Origin of the sequence: Acinetobacter sp. UBA1297, from assembly GCF_002307755.1 — a bacterium.
Classification (GTDB): Bacteria; Pseudomonadota; Gammaproteobacteria; order Pseudomonadales; family Moraxellaceae; genus Acinetobacter; species Acinetobacter radioresistens.
Genome location: NZ_DBUF01000006.1, coordinates 301,322 through 320,975, shown reverse-complemented (window position 1 = coordinate 320,975; position 19,654 = coordinate 301,322). Strand labels below are relative to the sequence as shown.

20 protein-coding genes are annotated in these 19,654 nt (G+C 41.4%); 9 read left to right on the top strand and 11 right to left on the bottom strand.

Going from position 1 to position 19,654, the window contains the following annotated elements; genetic code table 11:
• Window positions 1-63: 63 nt before the first annotated feature.
• From pstC to sohB, 5 genes are all read left to right on the top strand, one after another.
• Window positions 64-1,443, top strand: coding sequence for a phosphate ABC transporter permease subunit PstC (pstC, locus tag B3R63_RS03180; protein ID WP_075040094.1), 1,380 nt, complete (start codon window positions 64-66; stop codon window positions 1,441-1,443).
• Entirely contained in the window at window positions 1,440-2,837 is a 1,398-nt protein-coding gene (gene pstA, locus B3R63_RS03175) for a phosphate ABC transporter permease PstA (RefSeq protein WP_248123415.1), read from the top strand. The genes pstC and pstA overlap by 4 nt, the downstream gene beginning before the upstream one ends.
• Window positions 2,838-2,850: 13 nt before the next feature.
• Entirely contained in the window at window positions 2,851-3,759 is a 909-nt protein-coding gene (gene pstB / locus B3R63_RS03170) for a phosphate ABC transporter ATP-binding protein PstB (protein ID WP_286728271.1), read from the top strand.
• A 92-nt stretch (window positions 3,760-3,851) separates the two neighbouring features.
• Complete coding sequence (locus B3R63_RS03165) at window positions 3,852-4,523, top strand: hypothetical protein (RefSeq protein ID WP_248123417.1); 672 nt, start codon at window positions 3,852-3,854, stop codon at window positions 4,521-4,523.
• Window positions 4,524-4,572: 49 nt separating this feature from the next.
• The gene (gene sohB / locus B3R63_RS03160) at window positions 4,573-5,535 is read left to right on the top strand and encodes a protease SohB (protein WP_286728270.1); all 963 of its coding nucleotides are present in this window, start codon (window positions 4,573-4,575) and stop codon (window positions 5,533-5,535) included.
• Between the two features lie 95 nt (window positions 5,536-5,630).
• Here the strand turns inward: sohB and B3R63_RS03155 are convergent, their stop codons facing one another.
• From B3R63_RS03155 to B3R63_RS03110, 10 genes are all read right to left on the bottom strand, one after another.
• Entirely contained in the window at window positions 5,631-6,233 is a 603-nt protein-coding gene (locus tag B3R63_RS03155; protein ID WP_286728269.1) for a DUF1269 domain-containing protein, read from the bottom strand.
• 558 nt (window positions 6,234-6,791) lie between these two features.
• A complete protein-coding gene (locus tag B3R63_RS03150) occupies window positions 6,792-7,439 on the bottom strand; it encodes a DUF2238 domain-containing protein (protein ID WP_286728268.1) in 648 nt (215 codons plus the stop codon).
• A 91-nt stretch (window positions 7,440-7,530) separates the two neighbouring features.
• Window positions 7,531-8,919 (bottom strand): adenylosuccinate lyase, encoded by a 1,389-nt coding sequence (purB, locus tag B3R63_RS03145; RefSeq protein WP_286728267.1) that lies wholly within the window; start codon window positions 8,917-8,919, stop codon window positions 7,531-7,533.
• Window positions 8,920-8,975: 56 nt separating this feature from the next.
• Complete coding sequence (hflD, locus tag B3R63_RS03140; RefSeq protein ID WP_265768976.1) at window positions 8,976-9,707, bottom strand: high frequency lysogenization protein HflD; 732 nt, start codon at window positions 9,705-9,707, stop codon at window positions 8,976-8,978.
• Between the two features lie 17 nt (window positions 9,708-9,724).
• On the bottom strand, window positions 9,725-10,858 hold the full coding sequence (gene mnmA, locus B3R63_RS03135) for a tRNA 2-thiouridine(34) synthase MnmA (RefSeq protein ID WP_286728266.1): 1,134 nt from the start codon (window positions 10,856-10,858) through the stop codon (window positions 9,725-9,727).
• A 4-nt stretch (window positions 10,859-10,862) separates the two neighbouring features.
• Window positions 10,863-11,348 carry an NUDIX hydrolase gene (locus B3R63_RS03130; protein ID WP_005406038.1) on the bottom strand — a complete coding sequence of 162 codons (486 nt, stop codon included), beginning with the start codon at window positions 11,346-11,348 and terminating at the stop codon, window positions 10,863-10,865.
• Window positions 11,349-12,194: 846 nt separating this feature from the next.
• Window positions 12,195-12,731, bottom strand: coding sequence for a gamma carbonic anhydrase family protein (locus tag B3R63_RS03125; RefSeq protein ID WP_005015027.1), 537 nt, complete (start codon window positions 12,729-12,731; stop codon window positions 12,195-12,197).
• A 98-nt stretch (window positions 12,732-12,829) separates the two neighbouring features.
• Window positions 12,830-13,978, bottom strand: coding sequence for a D-alanyl-D-alanine carboxypeptidase PBP5/6 (gene dacC, locus B3R63_RS03120; protein WP_005025331.1), 1,149 nt, complete (start codon window positions 13,976-13,978; stop codon window positions 12,830-12,832).
• Window positions 13,979-14,096: 118 nt separating this feature from the next.
• A complete protein-coding gene (locus tag B3R63_RS03115; protein WP_005015023.1) occupies window positions 14,097-14,495 on the bottom strand; it encodes an MCR_0457 family protein in 399 nt (132 codons plus the stop codon).
• A gap of 160 nt (window positions 14,496-14,655) precedes the next feature.
• Window positions 14,656-15,027, bottom strand: coding sequence for an MCR_0457 family protein (locus tag B3R63_RS03110; protein WP_286728265.1), 372 nt, complete (start codon window positions 15,025-15,027; stop codon window positions 14,656-14,658).
• A gap of 106 nt (window positions 15,028-15,133) precedes the next feature.
• Between B3R63_RS03110 and surE the strand changes: the two genes are divergently transcribed.
• The 3 genes from surE (at window position 15,134) to B3R63_RS03095 (ending at window position 17,879) form a co-directional block, all read left to right on the top strand.
• The gene (gene surE, locus B3R63_RS03105; protein WP_248088095.1) at window positions 15,134-15,907 is read left to right on the top strand and encodes a 5'/3'-nucleotidase SurE; all 774 of its coding nucleotides are present in this window, start codon (window positions 15,134-15,136) and stop codon (window positions 15,905-15,907) included.
• Window positions 15,908-16,029: 122 nt separating this feature from the next.
• Complete coding sequence (locus tag B3R63_RS03100; RefSeq protein ID WP_286728264.1) at window positions 16,030-16,851, top strand: peptidoglycan DD-metalloendopeptidase family protein; 822 nt, start codon at window positions 16,030-16,032, stop codon at window positions 16,849-16,851.
• Between the two features lie 98 nt (window positions 16,852-16,949).
• Window positions 16,950-17,879 carry a LysR family transcriptional regulator gene (locus B3R63_RS03095; protein ID WP_005405327.1) on the top strand — a complete coding sequence of 310 codons (930 nt, stop codon included), beginning with the start codon at window positions 16,950-16,952 and terminating at the stop codon, window positions 17,877-17,879.
• 55 nt (window positions 17,880-17,934) lie between these two features.
• Here B3R63_RS03095 and B3R63_RS03090 read toward each other — a convergent pair whose 3' ends face one another.
• Window positions 17,935-19,149 (bottom strand): aspartate aminotransferase family protein, encoded by a 1,215-nt coding sequence (locus B3R63_RS03090; RefSeq protein ID WP_034684245.1) that lies wholly within the window; start codon window positions 19,147-19,149, stop codon window positions 17,935-17,937.
• Window positions 19,150-19,310: 161 nt separating this feature from the next.
• Between B3R63_RS03090 and grxD the strand changes: the two genes are divergently transcribed.
• Window positions 19,311-19,652, top strand: coding sequence for a Grx4 family monothiol glutaredoxin (grxD, locus tag B3R63_RS03085; RefSeq protein ID WP_005015011.1), 342 nt, complete (start codon window positions 19,311-19,313; stop codon window positions 19,650-19,652).
• Window positions 19,653-19,654: the final 2 nt, after the last annotated feature.

The window sequence follows — 19,654 nt, the reverse complement described above, 5'->3', positions numbered from 1 at the left end:
CCATCAGCTTTCGCGTAAATAAGATTTTTTCATGCGGTCATGTGAAAGAATTGTGGAGAATACATGAATCTGCTGCTCATTGGAGTGTTACTGGCGCTGATTGCAATTGCTTATCAGGTTGGGCTCACCAAAAGCCGTAAACTGGCAGGTAAAGAGAATAATTCTGCCAGTCTGCATTCGCGTCCGGGCTATTATGGCGCACTGGTTGCATTATGGTGTGGTATACCGGCTTTTATAATTTTAATTGTGTGGAATCTGGTTGAGCCAAATATTCTAAAGCATATTATCCTTAATAATATACCGGCAGCGACTGTAACGGCACTGGACCCTGCTGGACTGGATGTTATCGTTGAGCGAATCAGGGCAATTGCATCAGGTTTTGGGGTAAGTGATCAACCAGCAGCTTATGAGGTTGCAGCGGCAGAACAGTTAGCCAAATTCCAGATGATTGGTAACTTTGCTAAAATGGCTGTGGTTATTGCTGTAGCGCTAGGTGGTCTGGTCTGGGCAAAAAAACATGTAAGTCAGCAGTACCGAGCACGTAATCAGGTCGAAAAAGCCATTAATATTGGCCTGATTTTATGTTCAGGAGTTGCTATTCTGACCACGATTGGCATTGTACTTTCGATGTTTAGTGAAGCAATGCGCTTTTTCCAGTTCGTCAGTCCTCTGGAATTCTTTTTTGGAACAGAGTGGAATCCGGGCTTTAGTACATCAGGTGGCGCAGAAGGCAGTTATGGTTTGTTGCCACTGATCTGGGGCACACTCATGGTCAGTGCTATCGCTTTGCTGGTAGCTGTCCCAATTGGACTGTTAATTGCGATTTATCTGGCTGAATATGCATCTCCAGGTTTACGTTCCTGGGCGAAGCCCACTATTGAGATTCTGGCGGGTATTCCGACGATTGTTTATGGTGTCTTTGCTTTAATGGTCATTGGCCCGTTCTTTAAGATGCTGGGAGATACGGTTGGCCTGCATATCAATGCGACCAGTGCACTGACTGCCGGTTTTGTGATGGGAATTATGATTATTCCTTTTGTTTCTTCACTGTCAGATGACATTATTACTCAGGTGCCGCGTTCACTACGGGACGGTTCACTGGGACTTGGAGCGACCAAGTCTGAAACCATTCGGCAGGTGGTACTTCCAGCAGCTTTACCCGGAATTATTGGTGCCTTTTTGCTAGCTGCTTCACGTGCCATTGGCGAGACCATGATCGTGGTGCTGGCTGCGGGTAACAGTCCAATCCTGCACGGTAACCCACTAGAAGCTGTCTCTACAGTAACAGTTACTATCGTTAACCAACTTACTGGTGACACTGATTTCGCCAGTCCACAGGCACTGGTGGCGTTTGCCTTGGGCTTAACCCTGTTTGTAATTACTTTGGGTCTTAACATTGTTGCACTTTACATTGTGCGTAAATACCGCGAGCAATACGAATGAGTACATCCAATACTTCTCCGCTGGGCCAAAAAGATATATTCGATGCTCAAGCTGCTGCCGATTTGCGCGCAAAACGTAAAGACAGAATTGCCAAATCACTCAGTAAGCGTCATCGTAAAGAGAAAATCTTCCGTATTGCTGGCTTTAGTGCAGTAATGGCCGGGCTATTCTTTGTGGCTTTACTTTTTGGCAGTATTCTGATTAAAGGTTTGCCCGCGTTCTGGCAAGCTGGTATGTCGGTACCTGTATATTTTGACCCTAATATTATTGACGCTGGACCACGTCCAGTTCAAAAAGCAGGCGAAAGTCCAGCCCAGTTCCAGGAGCGTTACATTGCCTGGCAAACAAAGATGGGTATGGTAGATTGGGATGCCTTGATCGTAAATGGTATTATCTCTAAAGCACCTGCACTGGCGCCACAGCGTGATGAGCTAGGGGAGATTTATACCAGCTCGGAATCTTACCGATTACGCGATATGGTATTTGAAAATCCCGCTTTAATTAGTAAAACGCAAGACATCAAGATTTTGGCTGATGCCAATGTGGATGTCTGGGTGCGTGGCCAGATTGACCGTGATCTTCCGGATGAGCAGCAGCAGTTAAGTCCAGAAGTACGCAAGCTTGCAGATGAAATGGAAGCACAAGGTGTATTGACCACTTCATTTAATACTCAAATCTTTACGAATCCCGATTCGCGTAGTTCTCCTGCAACGTCAGGACTGGCTGGCGCTTTTATGGGTTCGCTGTTTATGATGCTGATTGTCATCTTTATCTCGATTCCAATCGGTGTGGCAAGTGCGATTTATCTGGAAGAATTTGCGCCAAAAAATTATATTACCGATATTATTGAAGTAAATATCAATAACCTGGCCGCTGTACCTTCAATTGTATTTGGTTTACTAGGTGCTGCGATCTTTATTGGCTGGATGCATCTGCCATTATCGGCACCGTTAGTGGGTGGTCTGGTACTGAGTTTGATGACATTGCCTACGGTTATTATCACAACACGAGCCTCGTTAAAAGCTGTACCTCCCTCAATTCGTCAAGCTGCATTAGGTTTGGGTGCATCCCGTGTACAAACTATTTTTCATCATGTGTTACCTCTTGCATTACCAGGAATTTTAACCGGTGCAATTATTGGGGTAGCGCAGGCACTAGGCGAAACAGCTCCTCTATTATTGATTGGTATGAGTGCCTTTGTGGCCAGTGTGCCAACCTCCCCATTAGATCAATCCACGGCTTTACCTGTACAGATTTTTCTGTGGCAGGGCAATGAATTACGTAACTTTTTTGAAGGGCGTACAGCAGCCGCCATTATTGTACTGCTGGCACTCATGATTGGCCTAAACAGCTTGGCCATCTGGTTACGTAAGAAATTTGAAGTACGCTGGTAATTGAGGACAAGATATGAATACTAATGTTATGAATGCTTACAAGCAGGAACCGTCCGTGAATTCAGAACCAACCCAAATACCTGTCACCGGATCAGGCAAGACATCTGCAACTTCGTTTGTATCCCAGTTCGATACATCTGCAGCGTCTAAAAAAGTAACAGCACACAAAGTCAAAATCTGCACTGATGATGTCCATGTTTATTATGGCGAAACAGAAGCGATCAAAGGAATTGACCTTGAAATTTATGAAAATGAAGTGATTGCATTCATTGGACCATCAGGCTGTGGTAAATCAACATTTTTGCGTACTTTGAACCGCATGAACGATACTATTGACAGCTGCCGGGTTACAGGAAAAGTAACACTGGATCAGCAAGATATATATGATCCAAATCTGGATGTCGTATTACTGCGTGCACAGGTCGGAATGGTGTTCCAGAAGCCGAATCCGTTTCCAAAATCGATTTTTGATAATGTTGCTTATGGGCCTAAACTGCACGGTCTGGCACGTGACAAATACGACCTTGAAGAAATTGTCGAAAACAGCCTGCGTAAGGCTGGACTTTGGGATGAGGTCAAAGACCGTTTGAATCAGCCTGGTACAGGACTTTCAGGTGGACAGCAACAGCGCTTATGTATTGCCCGTACTATTGCGGTAAGTCCAGAAGTGATATTAATGGATGAGCCATGTTCTGCACTTGACCCGATTGCGACTGCAAAGGTAGAGGAACTGATTTCGGAGCTTTCGAATCAGTATACTATTGCGATTGTAACTCACTCGATGCAGCAGGCAGCGCGTGTATCTGACCGGACAGCTTATTTCCATTTAGGTGATCTGATTGAGGTCAACTCTACAGAAAAGGTTTTTACACAGCCTGATCATCAATTGACTGAAGCTTATATTACAGGACGCTTCGGCTAATTATTTAACCTGAGATTTTAAAAAAAACAGAGTCTTGATACTCTGTTTTTTTGTTATGATGCGAGATATAAAAATTTCATACTAAAAGAATAATGCAACTGACACCGGAAGAACGAGAATACGCAAAAATTTCGAAACATGCTTTAAAAGACTTATTCCAGGTTCTGTTTGGCACCAAATATATAGATCAATATTTTGCTATGCTGATGGTAGGATTGAGTATAGCTCTTGCAACTTTAATACCCCATCATGGCTTGTTTGCAACATCTCAAAGTCCGGGAATGACCAATTATCATCGCTGGTTATATGACATCTTTGTGGTTGTATCGAGTTCAATCGGCTTTGTATTTTATTTTTGGTTAAAACGACAAAAAAGTAATATTAAGGTTGGCCAAAAATGGCGAGCTTATATTAAGGCAAATTCTGATTTTAAAATGTATCGTTATTGCATTGCTCAACTTAAAGGTAAAGAACCTTTTATGCATACCCCTTTTAAAGAATATTGCTTTATTCTTCTTTTCCTGGCCTTATTTATTCTGATGTACTCACTGCTTACCCCTTTTGAAAATGGCCGACGTGGTAACTTCTGGATTCAAACTTGGTGGCCAGTAAACGCCTTCATTATAGGTGTATTATATTCAGGATTATTCTGGATATATTTCCGTTTATTCGCCATCAAAGCAATCATGAATCAATATGCTTTATTGATCAGACAAGAACGAGCAAATAACAAACATAATAAGGCTATTGAAAAATGCCAGTAGTGACCTAATCTAAAGATACAAACCGAATTAAACTGAGAATAGATTTTTTATGTTATTTCATACGCCAAAGTTACCCGCAGAGATTCGTATCAGCCATCTTAATGCGCGTATCAATGAACAACGGAAAAAAATTGCACAGACAACAGCGTCTAAACTCGAATTATTGCAACTTGCTCAACAACTGGCAAAAGAAGGGCGGGCACGTAAAAAAAATAACCAGAAAATTTATGTCATCGATTTTAAAGGTGACGTACAAGCTTCAGCTGTTGAAAATCTGCGTGAAGAAATCACCTTGATTCTGGCAACGGCTAAAGCAGGAAAAGACCGTGTAGTGGTGCGTCTGGAAAGTCCGGGTGGAATGGTACATGGTTATGGACTCGCAGCAGCACAGCTGGTGCGTTTACGTGATGCAGGATTTCACTTAACTATCTGTGTAGACAAGGTTGCTGCCAGCGGTGGTTATATGATGGCCTGTATTGCAAATGAAATTATTACCGCACCATTTGCTGTTGTTGGTTCAATTGGTGTTGTGGCTCAGGTACCAAATTTTAACCGTTTATTAAAAGAACATAATGTCGATTTTGAGCTTTATACTGCAGGCGAATATAAGCGTACTGTTACTATGTTCGGCGAAAATACGCCAGAAGGTAAAGCCAAATTTGAGCAGGAACTGCAACAGACCCATGCTTTGTTTAAGCATTTTGTAGAAAAATACCGCCCAAAAGTAAATGTTGAGAAAGTAGCAACAGGTGAGCATTGGTATGGTCAGGATGCTCTAGATTTAAATTTAGTAGATGAGCTGAAAACTTCAGATGAGTATTTACTGAGTGCTCTACCACAGCATGATGTGTATGTTATTTCAACTCGCCGTAAACCAACCTTAGGCGAAAAACTGGGTCTTCAGGCCGCGCAAATGGCAGATGCACTGGTGCCAGCAGTATTAAATAAAGTAATGGATACCTTAGCTAAAACCAGTTCTAATTTGGTACAGATGCGTGATCCAGAACTTTAAGATTATCGTGAAGTCGGATTAAAAAAGCTCACTAAAGTGAGCTTTTTTAATAGGAAATTATATTGATGTAAAAACAGGACAATTATACAGAGAAATTATTTAGCATGCTCGCGATGGAAATGGGATTTAAAAGCTTCCCATTTAGCTTGACGTCTTGCTTTATGCTCAGCTTTCTTCTGTTCTTTCAAAGTCAAATTTGCAATACGTTGAGTTTCTTGCCAGGTTTCAATACTGGCTTCAATTTCTGCCTGTACATCTTCATAATCCCAGCGATAAATTGTTGCTCCGGTTTTTTCAAAAAGCGCATCAATAAAATCTTCAGACTCTTCATGAATATCAATGAGTATACCCACAGTGCCGAGGGGCAATGCTTGGCTAATTCTAGCCAGTACAGCTAAATCATCTTGTTCACGATTAATATCATAGGTTCCACCAATTAATGCACCTGTGGTAAAACCTAAAAGTAAGCCAAGTGGACCACCCAATATTCCAATTAAAGAACCCAGTAGGCTGCCACTTAAAATCCCATTATTTTGTTTGGGATCTATTTGTTCTTCAATTTTAAAACTACCATTTTCTTGGCGTTTTAAAAGCGTAACTTCATTAATATCCTTAATAGGGGAGTCTTTAAATTTACTAAAATTTTTAAAGGCTTGTGCTGATTCATTCCAAGTAACTAAAATAATATTATGTGCCATTTCTTCACCTGTATTGATTATAATGTGTATAATATTTATACAGTATTAAAATAAGAGAAATAGTTAACTTTTGTGAATATAATAAAAATTCTATTGTACCAATTTGATTTTAATAATATTTAATTTTATTAAAAAATAATACTAATATTTTGTTTCTTATTTTTTATAAAAATGAATAGTATTCAGCTTCTAATAAAAAATTTTTGATAAAGTTGGCTTTAATAATAGATATTATATAAGTTGTGATTATTTTTATTAAAATCAAAGAAAAAATTAAGCGTATTTTTAAAGTAAATAGTAATTACAGAGAAAAGGGTTATAATCTCAATAAAATATTATTATTGATTGTAATATTGAAATTAAGACCTTATTAAGGGTAAATCCTAATTATTTATAAACAGTGAATTTAATTTTGCAAGATTAATTTTTTATTTTGGATATTAATGTGTGTATTTTTATTTCAGCTAAGTAAAATAAATTTTTGTTTAAAAGAATATTAGTATAAATCTAAATAACTACATGTTATAAAAATATTAAAGAAAATTATTTAATAATATTTCAAGATCTATTTAATAAATTTTTATAATTCTCCTTAATTAAAACGATGATACCTGTCATTATTGCTCCGAGAGTTGCAAGCAATATATCTTTATGTGCATCCCAAATATCACCTTGCTGGCCATTATAGTTTTCTGCAGCTTCAGGTGATAAGTTAATTGCTATCAGCCATTCTATCCATTCGTAAATCAGGCTGGTACTCATGACAGACTCAATCACAAGGATAAACCATATCCAAGGTTTCAAATCTGGTAGCCAAACCTGATGTAACCTTAAAAATACCGGATAGAGTAGTAAACCATAAGCAAAGTGTACCAGACGGTCATACATGTTACGTTGCCAGCCCATCATCTGATTCAAATCTATTCCTGATAACTGAATGAACCATTCATTATAAGGCACATAAGAATAGAGATAATGGGCACCTAATACATGAATCAGCAGAAAGATAATATAAAAAGTTACGCTACCAAAGCCGAGTCCGATTTTCTTAATAAGAATAATCAGAGCGATCCACATCAATAGGGTGCCGAGTTGATGGAGAAGATAAGAAGATAGGTCCATTGGATGAATGCTAGCAATCATCACAGCCAAAGCTAAAATTATAAAGACACCCCAATGTTTCGCATGTAAATGGTAATCAATCATTTTAATTTTAGAAAACTTTAAGTTTAAATATATGAGTTAAAGTCATCATAATAAAAAAGCGGAGCCAAAGCTCCGCTTTTTTATTTTTCAATTAGATTTTTTCAATCAGCTCTTTAAGCTGTTTTGCCTGTTCAGCAGCATTGCCGGTATAAGTTGCGGGGGTCATTTCAGCAAGACGGGCACGATCAGCAGCAGGCACGGCTTCCAGCTCACTGCCATTTACAAAGTTTACCATCATCTCTCGCGTCATAGCCTGGCCACGAGTTAATGCCTTTAATTTTTCATAAGGTTTTTCTACGTTGTAACGACGCATTACTGTTTGAATCGGTTCTGCCAGTACTTCCTGCGCCTGATCAAGATCTTCAAGCAAGCGGTTAGCATTTAGCTCAAGCTTACCTACACCTTTAAGACATGCATCAAACGCAATCAGGCTTTGTGCAAAACCTACACCCATGTTACGAAGTACGGTAGAGTCCGTCAGGTCACGCTGCCAGCGAGAAACAGGTAATTTTTCACCCAAGTGAGCCAGTACTGCATTAGCGATACCGAGGTTACCTTCAGAGTTCTCAAAGTCAATCGGGTTAACCTTATGTGGCATGGTGGATGAACCAACTTCACCTTCTTTAAGTTTTTGCTTGAAATAACCTAGAGAAATGTAACCCCATACATCCCGGTTAAAATCAATCAGAATGGTGTTGAAGCGGCGTAGGGCATCAAAAAGTTCCGCCATGTAGTCATGCGGTTCAATCTGAGTTGTATACGGATTAAAGGTGAGACCTAGAGACTCAACAAAAGCCTGAGAGTGTGCTGGCCAGTTGATATCTGGATAAGCTGAAAGGTGGGCATTATAGTTACCTACTGCACCATTGATTTTTCCAAGCAGTTCAACATTTTCAAATTGCTTGATCTGACGCGCCAGACGATAGGCAACATTTGCCATTTCTTTACCCAAGGTAGTCGGACTGGCTGTCTGGCCATGAGTACGGGACAACATTGGCTGGTCTGCGTGCGTTTCAGCCAGTGCAATAATCGAGTTTAATAACTGCTGCATGATTTTCAGTAGCACATCGCGGCCATTTTTCAGCATTAATGCATGAGACAGATTATTTATATCTTCAGATGTACAGGCAAAATGAATAAATTCACCTGCATTCTTCAGCTCATCAATACCGGCAATTTTTTCTTTCAAGAAATATTCGACTGCTTTGACATCATGGTTAGTAGTGCGCTCTATTTCCTTGATCTGGTTAGCATCGGCTTCAGAAAACTCTGTAACAATCTGGTCAAGAGCAGCATTGGTTGCAGCACTAAAATCAGCAACTTCAGTAATTTCAGGATGTTTTGCGAGCGCTTGTAACCAACGCACTTCAACAGTAACACGGGCATGGATCAGGCCAAACTCAGAAAGATAAGGGCGTAATGCATCGCATTTGCTTGCGTAGCGCCCGTCGAGTGGTGAAAGTGCAGTTAAAGCGTTCATAGTGATTCCTTGAAGTCTGGAATTAAAGCTAAAGCAGCAAGCCCATTTTGCATCAGTTAAACCGCCTGATACTGTAAACGAGCGAGATCCTGAATATCCTGTAGTAATTTACGTTTCCTGAAAATCATATTCCAGGAGCTGCCACCGAGCTGACGCCACAAATGTGCCATTTGCAGACCAGTAAACAGGCTGGCGCGAATCCGGTTGGTATGTTGTGTGTCTTTAAATGCTTCAGCGTTACCACGAACTAAAATACGCGGATTAATCTGTCCTGCTGTATCGACATAGGTCTGGGCAAGATTAGCAAGAATACTGGGGTGCAAATAATTATTATCGAAAAAAGAAAGCTGTTTTAATATTTTTTGCTGGGATTTTTCAATAATCTGGACATATTCCGGATTCCGATAAACCTTCTTTTCTAATTGCAGCAAGGCCATAGCATACGACATGGGCAGTTTAGCTGCCGAGATTTTAGGAATACGAGATTTGGGGGTGCTTGAAAAAGGCTGGATTATACTGCTTTCCAGCGTTTTTAAACCTAAAGATATATCGGCAAGCTGATTAAAAAAATCGAGTGTCTGGCTAGAATGGTTAACAGTTGGGCGAATATTCAAACTGGCTTTAATCAGCTGTTCGAAATAGAAATTACCACTTTCGCCCATACTTTTTTGACCGGACATGGCGGTCATATGAGTAAGCTGAGTAGCCTGGAATACGGCTGCCAAGGCTAAAGCCCTGTTTTGGCGCTCACTCAGGGTTTGAGGCTGTTGAAAGGGGAAATCAACCATGCCTGATCACTTCCTTGTTAAATAAAATCGGGAACAGGTGCATTGGTATGATGAATCACGCCACCACCTAAGCAAACTTCACCACTATAAAATACTACACTTTGTCCTGGTGTAACTGCGCGTTGGGGATCAGCAAATTCGACCCGTACCCCTTGCGTACTAGAATCATCTTTATAAACCGTACAATCCTGGTCAGCTTGGCGATAACGAGTTTTTGCTGTACAACGTAATCCGGATGCAGGAATTTCCTGTTCACCCGCAACCCAGTCAATCGCTTCACTCCAAAGAATTGTACTCTGCATAAGAGGATGCTCATGGCCTTGGCCTACTACCAGGCGGTTACCTGCAATATCTTTATACAGCACAAACCACGCACCTTCAGCCGCACCCTTTAAGCCACCAATTCCAATACCGCCGCGCTGGCCGAGTGTATAGTACATTAACCCGTGATGCTCACCAACCTCTTTACCATCATCGAGAACGATTTTCCCCGGCTGTGCTGGCAGATACTGTTTAAGAAAGTCATTAAAGCGGCGTTCACCAATGAAGCAGATACCGGTTGAATCTTTCTTTTTTGCTGTGGCCAGACCAAGCTCTTCTGCGATTTTACGTACCTGCGGTTTTTCTATTTCTCCTACTGGAAATAGAGTCTTGTTAATTTCACGGCCATGAACAGCATGCAGAAAGTAGGTCTGGTCTTTATTCGTATCTACGCCACGCAATAGTTCTGCATAAGCTTCACCTTGCGAATTATATTTAGTTTCACCTCGGCGAGCATAATGGCCAGTAGCAATAAAATCTGCACCCAGTTTTACGGCATGATCTAGAAATGCACGGAATTTAATTTCCTTGTTACAAAGAATATCCGGGTTAGGCGTACGGCCTGCAGCATATTCGGCCAGAAAATGTTCGAATACACGATCCCAATATTCCATTGCAAAATTTGCGGTATGCAGCTTGATGCCGATTCTGTCACAGACAGCCTGTGCATCAGCCAGATCTTCCATTGCAGTACAGTACTCCGTGCCGTCATCTTCTTCCCAGTTCTTCATGAAGAGACCTTCAACCTGATAACCCTGTTGAAGAAGAAGTGCTGCAGAAACAGAAGAATCTACACCACCAGACATACCGACGATGACACGTTGTTGCATAGGATTAAGCATCCAGATTTGAAATAAGGGGAGAATTTTGGTGCTCATAGATGAGCGATAAAGGAAATTTTTGCCCTGACAGTGCGTCTTGAACTGCTTTGATGACCAGTGGACTGCGTGCACGGGCTGTCTCGGTCAGCTCGTCTAGAGTCATCCATACTGCGCCGACAATACCAGTGTCTAGTGGTGCATCAGCATGGTAAGTGCCTGCCTTGGCAAGAAAACAGAAACGATAATAAGTGCGATCAGGAAACATGGGAGGGGTATAAGTATAGATGCCTAGCAAAGAGTGTATTTCTACCTCATAACCAGTTTCTTCCATGGTCTCACGCACAGCAGCCTGAACGACTGTTTCATCTGCTTCGACATGGCCTGCAGGCTGGTTAAATACAGTATGAGTTACGCCTTCAGCCTGTTCTTCAACAAACAGAAATTTACCATCTTTTTCTACGACGGTTGCGACAGTCACATGTGGTGTCCAAGCAGTCATTTAAAAGCACCGGAAGGTAAAAGCCGTATTCTACAAAATTTAGGCGGATATGGCTATGCTCATGCCAGACTAAGTATTGAATAATATTTTATTGCTTATTATCTGTGCTGGAAAATATCGATCAATTATTGAAACTTTTTCGCTTGGCTACCTGTCCATATTACAGGTCACAAACGTCATTTACAGCCAGATGTCTCAAGATCCGGTGTTCCAAAGCCACCAGTCTTATATCTTCAGTTAATATTAATCCCTTAAATTTTATTTACTTCTGAATTGTAGATATAACTGAATTTTTAGATTTAAAAAATTGATAGCTGTATTATTCCGGTCAAGTAGCGGCTGATCATACAGAAACTTTATATCAGAGTTATTCTTTCAAACAAATCTGCTTTTACAGATGGCCCAGGTTGATAAAGTGCAGGATAAAAGCACTGTTATAGTAGCTGAGTGCTATACCAAAATAGTCTTTAAATTTTTTTTCATCAATCAATAAAAAATTGGATCGACTTTCCTTAAAAAATGATTATAGCTTTTCTTCCAGTTATAAAATTCACCTTGCTCAACCGGCTCAGTTACATGGCTGATTATGCTACTGACGACAGACAAGCTCAATCATATAATTTTCGGAACGCTGATAAGTCTAAAAAGCCTAATACTATATAAAAGAGAGCTGTCCGTGGCATTTACTGAAATGCCTTCGAAGCCATACTTTTTAATATCATTTTTAGTCTTTTCTCATAGCTGACTATGTTTAGGTTAGTGTTGATCTTAAGCAGAGTTCATAGATTTTTTCTTGGACAAGATAATTTTAAACCTAAATGATAGAAGAGATCATTAGGCTATAAATTAATTTTCCTGATAATTATTTGCGACTTTTACATAGTGTCTTGCTGAGTATGGAAGAAATTCTTTTTCTTTATCTGTAAGTGGTCGAACTTTTTGTACAGGACTCCCTACATATAGATAACCGCTCTCCAGTCGCTTGCGTGGCGGTACCAGACTGCCTGCCCCAATCATTACGTCATCTTCAATGATGACATCATCCAGAATAACGGTCTTGATGCCAACCAGTACCCGGTTTCCTATAGTACAGCCATGTAATATTACATGATGTCCAATCGTCACATCTTCACCAATAATCAGTGGAGAACCTTCAGGTTTATCAGCTTTTTTATGGCTAACATGCAGCATGCAATGGTCTTGTACATTACTGTTCTTTCCAATACGAATACTGTTTACATCGCCACGTACCACTGCAAAAGGCCAGACAGAAACATTTTCAGCCAAATGCACATCTCCAATAACGACTGCCATGCTATCGATGTAGCAGCTGTTATCAACTTGTGGTGTATGTTCGAGGTAGGAGCGAATATTGTTATTCATTTCTGGAGAACCAATCAAAAATCAGGTCAGTATAAAATAAAAAGCATCCATACCGCAGTACAGATGCCCTAACTTTAGCATAAGCTTAAAAAGTATAATTAGAACAAGTTGCTAAAGAACTGTTTAATATGATCAATCATACGTGAAAAGAAACCTGCTTCTTCTACCGATTTTAATGCGACTAATGGCTTTTCTGCAATAACTTTACCATCTAGGCTAGCCACCAATTTACCTACTACTTGGCCTTTTTGCAGAGGAGCATTCAGTTTAGGCTGAACCACCAGCTGGGTTTTAATTTTGTCGGCCTGACCTTTTGGCATAGTCACGTTAAAGTTCTCGGCAAGACCTACTTCAACCTCATTTTCCTGACCAAACCAGACTTTTGATTTAGCCAGAACCTGTTTTGCAGGTTGTACATTGGCAGTTTCAAAGTTGGCATAACCCCATCCCAGCAGATCACGGGTCTGAGTTGCGCGTTCCTGCATGGTTGGCGCACCAAAGATTACTGAAATCAGCCGCATTGGTCCACGTTTTGACGAAGTAGTCAGACAGAAGCCAGCTTCATCAGTGTGACCTGTTTTCAAGCCGTCCACACTTGGGTCAGTATAAAGCAGGGCATTACGGTTACCCTGTTTGATACCGTTAAAGGTAAATTCTTTTTCTGAATAGATCGGATAATATTTAGAGCTGTCTTTAATGATGTGCTGTGCAAGTATGGCCATATCTTTGGCCGTAGAAACATGACCTTCAGCTGGCATACCTGTCGAGTTAACGAAATGAGTATTTACCATGCCAATACGTTTTGCTTCCTGATTCATCATATGGGCGAAGGTACCTTCATTCCCAGCTACGTGTTCAGCCACGGCCTTTGATGCGTCATTACCAGATTGTACGATGATACCTCGCAGCATTTCCAGGACAGAGGCTGTTCCATTTAAAGGAACGTACATACATGATTCAGAACTGCTTCCCCGGCACCAGGCTGACTCGTTCATACGAACCTGTTCGTTTTCGGTGAGTTCACCTTTTAATAATTTTTGCTCAATGATGTAGCTGGTCATCATTTTAGTCATTGAGGCAGGTGCCAGCTTTTCATTTTCATTTTTTGCAGCCAGGATTTGCCCGGTCTCATAGTCCATCAGAACATAGGATTTATTATTCAATTCTGGTGGAGAAGAGAGGACTGTTGCTGCATATGAGAAAGATGGTAACAAGAGTAGGGCAGCAATGGCACTTTTTCGGGTCATTCTAGGAGGTTCCAATACTTAATATGAGCACAAAAAGAGGCTAGCATTTTAGGCCAAAGCACAGCTGACTTCTACCAGGAAGCCAGCTTATTTCATACAGTATTGTAACTATCGGGTATTAGGCACCGTAACTAGCGACGTCACGGCAAACTTGGGTGTTTTTAGATTTGCCTGCATTTTTAGCATCCTGACGTGCTTCTTTCAGAACACTCTGGAAATTTTTTGCTTTACTGCGTTTTTCTAGGGCAGAAACTGCATTTTTCTCGCCAGGCATATGTGCCTGAGCTAGACGGCTATATCCCTCATTAAATTTCTGGTCTTTACCAATCAGTCCCGGACAGATCTCAGACAGCACATAAATAGCGGCGAGCTCTTCTTGAGTAACCTGCTGCTGTGGTGTTACATCAATGTTTTCAGAACCAGCTTTGTTGTTTTCTGCCGCATAAGTACCAGGCGCAGTTAACATAAGAGCTGTTAACAAACCTAAACCCATTTTAGAGAAGTGTTTTAATTTCATTTAGTTTTAGTCTCATAATACAAGCAATTAGCAAATTAGCTTAATCAAAAATCATGGAAAGAAAATAGATAAAGTGTATCTAGCCTGTACATGAACCATAAAAATCCCGGCTAGGAAAAGCCGGGATTTCTAAAACAGGTTATATTTTTAAGTCGATGTTTTACTCAAAGTCCAGAACATCCTGACATACTGATTTTTGTTCTTCCTGATCAGCTTCTTTTGCAGCTGAACGTGCTTCAGCAAGCACACGCTTGTACTCTATATCATTTTGTAAATGGGCATAAGTCATTGAGGAATAAGAGTATTCTCCCAGATAGCTATTAATCAGCTTTTGGATATTAGTGTCCAGACGAGTATTTTTCCCCAAGATTGCTGGACATACCTCTGCCAGTACCTGAGTGCCTGCAATATCTTCTTTGACCAGTGTATCAGCCTCTTGCTGAGTCAAGCCCTCATTGGCCAGTGCCACCTGAGACATGACTGCAACAAACCCCAGACTCATTAGTCCCCGTAATAAAAATGACTTAATCATTGTTTTCACAAATTTATAGGTAGATGTAGAGAGTCAAATATATATAATTTATTGAATAATTCAATTTAATGTCCTCTACAGTCATTTTTTTAACCGAGATTTTTGTGTGAATATTCTAATTGCCAATGATGATGGTGTGTTTGCTCCAGGCCTACAGGCGCTTGCACAAGCCTTGAAACCTTTAGGTCGTGTAGTTGTGGTTGCTCCTGAAGCCGAGCGGAGTGGTTATTCGAGTGCGTTAACCCTAGACCGTCCTTTAAGACCGGTACCTATTGCTGAAGATGTTTGGGCTGTTAATGGCACACCTGCAGATTGTGTTTACCTGTCTATGAATGGCCTGTTTGATTTCGAGTTTGATCTGGTCGTCAGTGGTATCAATAGTGGAGCTAATTTAGGCGATGACGTACTGTACTCTGGTACAGTAGGTGCTGCTTTTGAAGGCCGTCTCATGAAGCAGCCGGCTATTGCCGTTTCACTTGCTGGCGGTAATGTACGCTCATATGTACATCCTGATGAGTTCAAGGTTGCTGCTCGTTGGGTTCATGATTTTATTGCTCGTGGTTTGCCCCAGTTACCGCCACGTCATATCTTGAATATTAATATTCCAGACCTACAGGAAATTAAAGGTGCCCAGATTACCTATCAGGGTCAGCGTTCTCAATCTAAACCCATTACCAGCCATGTAGACCCACGTGGTCGCCAAGTGTACTGGATTGGTCTGGCTGGTGAGGCAGTAACAGAACCGCGAGAAAATATTCACCAGATTCAATCAGATTTTTTTGCAATTGCCAATGGTTATGTGAGTATTACGCCAATTCAGATGGACGCCACCAATTATGCAATACTGGAGAGTTTACAAACAGATCTTGAGCTCAGCTAAACACGGACAAACCAGTTATGTTATAAGTTTGTGAAAAAGGAAAGGTGAAATGATTTTCACCGGACTTTTTTGATACCCTTAGCGCAGTTGTTTTTTTGAGTCTATATAAGAGAGGGAGATCAATGCAATTGGTTCCACAACACCGCCTATTTCCTGTTCCAACTACAACAATCATGAAAAAAATAGTGTTGTCGGTTGCTGTTGTTTCTACTCTGATTCTTACAGGTTGCGCTTCTAAACCTCAGATCAATAATCCGACTCGTTATGCAACTGCACCAGATTATTATACAGTACGCTCTGGTGACACCTTAAGCGGTATTGCAGCGCGTTATGGTCTGAGCTATTTAAGTATTGCTGAAATGAATGATATTTCAGCCCCTTACCGGATTTATGTAAACCAGTCATTGCGCCTGAAAAATTCAGGTACACGCCGTAGTCAAACCCAGCCGATTACCCAGGCTGCCCCAATTCAGCGTCAACGTGTTGCTCTGCCAACACCGCCGCCTGTAACCACAACTACTCGTACGACTGTCCAGCCAACCAGCCCTACACCGAGCATACCGGTTCGTAGTACTACATTACGATGGGTGAAACCGGCCAATGGGCCTGTACTTCAGGCTTATAATCCGGCAAGTAATATTAAAGGAACCCGTTTTTCAGGAAATCTGGGCGATCCAGTATTTGCAGCAGCAGACGGACAGGTGGTTTATGCGGCAGATGGCTTGAAAGAATATGGAAATCTGGTCCTGATTAAGCATATAGATGGTTATATTAGTGCTTATGCACATAATAGTAAAATGCTGGTAAAAAGCGGTGATAATGTAACAGCAGGACAAAAAATTGCTGAAATGGGTTCTAGTGGTACGAATCAGATTATGCTGGAATTCCAGATCCGTCTGGATGGTAAACCGATCAATCCGGCAAGCATTTTACCGATTAATTAATAAATTAATGCAAAACTAGAAAATCCCCGTATAATACAACGAGTTGTTTTTATCAAATATTGAATAATAAAGACAGCTCAAAGTTCAGAGGGAATTTTATGTTAGATCAACTCCGGGCAATGGGAGTATTTGCTTGCGTTGTTGAAAAAAGCTCGTTTAGCGGTGCGGCTCGTGAACTTGGTATTACGACAAGCGCCGTCAGTCAGCAAATCCGCTCATTAGAAAATGAAATGGAAGTAATTCTTCTGCATCGTTCTACCCGGAAGTTGAGTCTGACCGAAGCGGGACAAGCTTTTTTCCACAGCTGTCGAGAAATGCTCGCTGCTGCTGAACGTGGAAAGGTTCGAATTAATGAACTGCGCGATGAACTGGTCGGTGACCTGCGCATTGCGACCACGCCAGAAATAGGTGCCATGCATCTTGTACCTGCTCTGTCTCACTGGATATCTGCACATCGCGGTTTATCTGTTCATTTTGAGGCTGAGAATAAATATATTGACCTGATTGAAGGCCGTATTGATATTGCTGTACGCATGAGTTCAAAAATAGAGGATTCTAATCTGACTGCCGTGCCGCTGGCCCGTGTTGAGCAGATTCTGGTTGCTTCTCCAAGTTACCTGAACCAGTCTGCTCCAATATCACGTCCTGAAGATTTAAAAAATCATGATCTTATTCCAATTAATGTCATGAATAATTATCAGCAGTTTTCATTCCAGCATGGTGTGACAAGTGAAGTTGTTGACCTGGAAATGCGTAGCCGTCTGTACAGTAATAATGTGCTGGTTGCGAAATCATTATGTCAGCATGGACATGGCTTGGCGCGTATTCTTTATCTGGATGTGCAGAAAGATCTGATTAATGGATCTTTGGTTGAGGTATTGCCTGAGTGGAAACTGCCTGCTTTTACTCTTTATGCAATTATCTCTCGACGTGAACAGCAGCCAATGAAAATTCATCGCTGTCTGGATGCTCTGAAACAGTATTTTAGTCAACTTCCCGGTGGCAGAGTCTATCAGGAAGCATCTTAAACAAGAGTATAAAAAAGCCGCACTGAGCGGCTTTTTTATATTACTTTCTTATCTGTTAAGCCTTAAGAAAACTCTTGATTGCCGGGATTAGACGCTGAATCAGATCATCGGCTTGCTCTTGTGTCATGTTAAGTGGCGGCAATAAACGGACCACAGAACCAGCAGTTACATTAATAATCAGTTTGTACTCGTCGCGTGCAATATTTACCAGTTCGCCACAGTCTTTCGGTAATTCAATACCAATCATCATTCCGAAACCGCGGACTTTAACCTGATATTCTTTCAGCTGTTCACGAATCTGGTCCACAATATATTGACCGATTTGAGCTGCGTTCTCGAGCGCATTTTCCTTTTCTAAAAGTTCAAGTACGGTATAAACCACACGTGAACCCAGTGCTGAACCACTATAGGTTGAACCATGATTTCCGGCAGCAAGTACGCCTACACCACGGCCTTGAGTCATTACCGCACCAATTGGAAAACCGTTGCCTAGGCCTTTAGCAGTCGTCAGTACATCTGGAATAATATTGGTATGCTGGTAAGCAAAATATTTGCCGGTACGTCCATTTCCGGTTTGTACTTCATCCAGCATCATCAGCCAGTTGTGCTGGTTGCAAATTCGACGGACATCTTCCAGATAGCTGAAGCCTTGTGCTGCGGTATTCACGCCACCTTCACCCTGAATAGGCTCAATCAGGATAGCGACAATATCCGGATGCTGAAGTGCAGCCTCTTCAATGGCTTCGAGGTCGCCAAATGGTACACGGATAAAGCCTTCTACCAGTGGAGCAAAGCCTTCCTGGACCTTTTTATTACCTGTGGCAGATAAAGTTGCCAAAGTCCGGCCATGAAAAGACTTGTCCGCTACAATAATTTTAGGGGTAGCTATACCTTGCTGATAACCGTATTTACGCGCAATTTTGATAGCACCTTCATTGGATTCAGCACCACTGTTTGAAAAGAAAATCTCTTCCATACCAGAGACCTGAGCCAATTTCTGCGCAGCAGCTGTTTGCCAAGGTACTTCAAACAGATTGCTGGTATGAATGAGAGTCATCGCCTGTTCGGCAATTGCTTCGGCCAGTACTGGGTGAGCGTGGCCTAAACCGCATACGGCAATACCGGTAAGTGCATCCAGATACTCGGTGCCATCTTCGGTATAAAGATATGCTCCTCGGCCTCGGACAAAACTGATCGATTGACGGCCAAAGACTGGCATCAGATGCGATGGTTGATCAGCTTGTACAGGGGCGAGGGTAATATTATTCATGGCTAACTCTTGATGTTAGGTGGATTAAAAAGTTTATATAAGCAAAAACAGCCTCAGAATAAAAGGCCAAAAATCAAATTAACATAGAAATATCTTTGACACGGACCCAGTTTTCCTCAGTTTTAGGTATAATGGCCGATAGAATAGTTGAGGATTGATCTATGACTGAACAAGCACGTGATACTGAAGCGTTAATTCGCGATCAAATCGCTAAACATGCTGTACTTCTTTATATGAAAGGCACTCCACAATTTCCGCAGTGTGGTTTCTCAGCGCGTGCTGTAGAAGCACTCAGTCAAATTGGCCGTCCATTTGCGTATGTAAATATTCTGGAAAATCAGGATATTCGTGCAACACTGCCTAAAATTGCTAACTGGCCAACTTTCCCACAACTCTGGGTAAATGGTGAGCTGGTAGGCGGAAGTGACATTATGCTGGAAATGTTTCAAAATGGTGAGCTCAAGCCATTGGTCGAGCAGTATAGCCCAGCTCCAGAAGCTTGAGT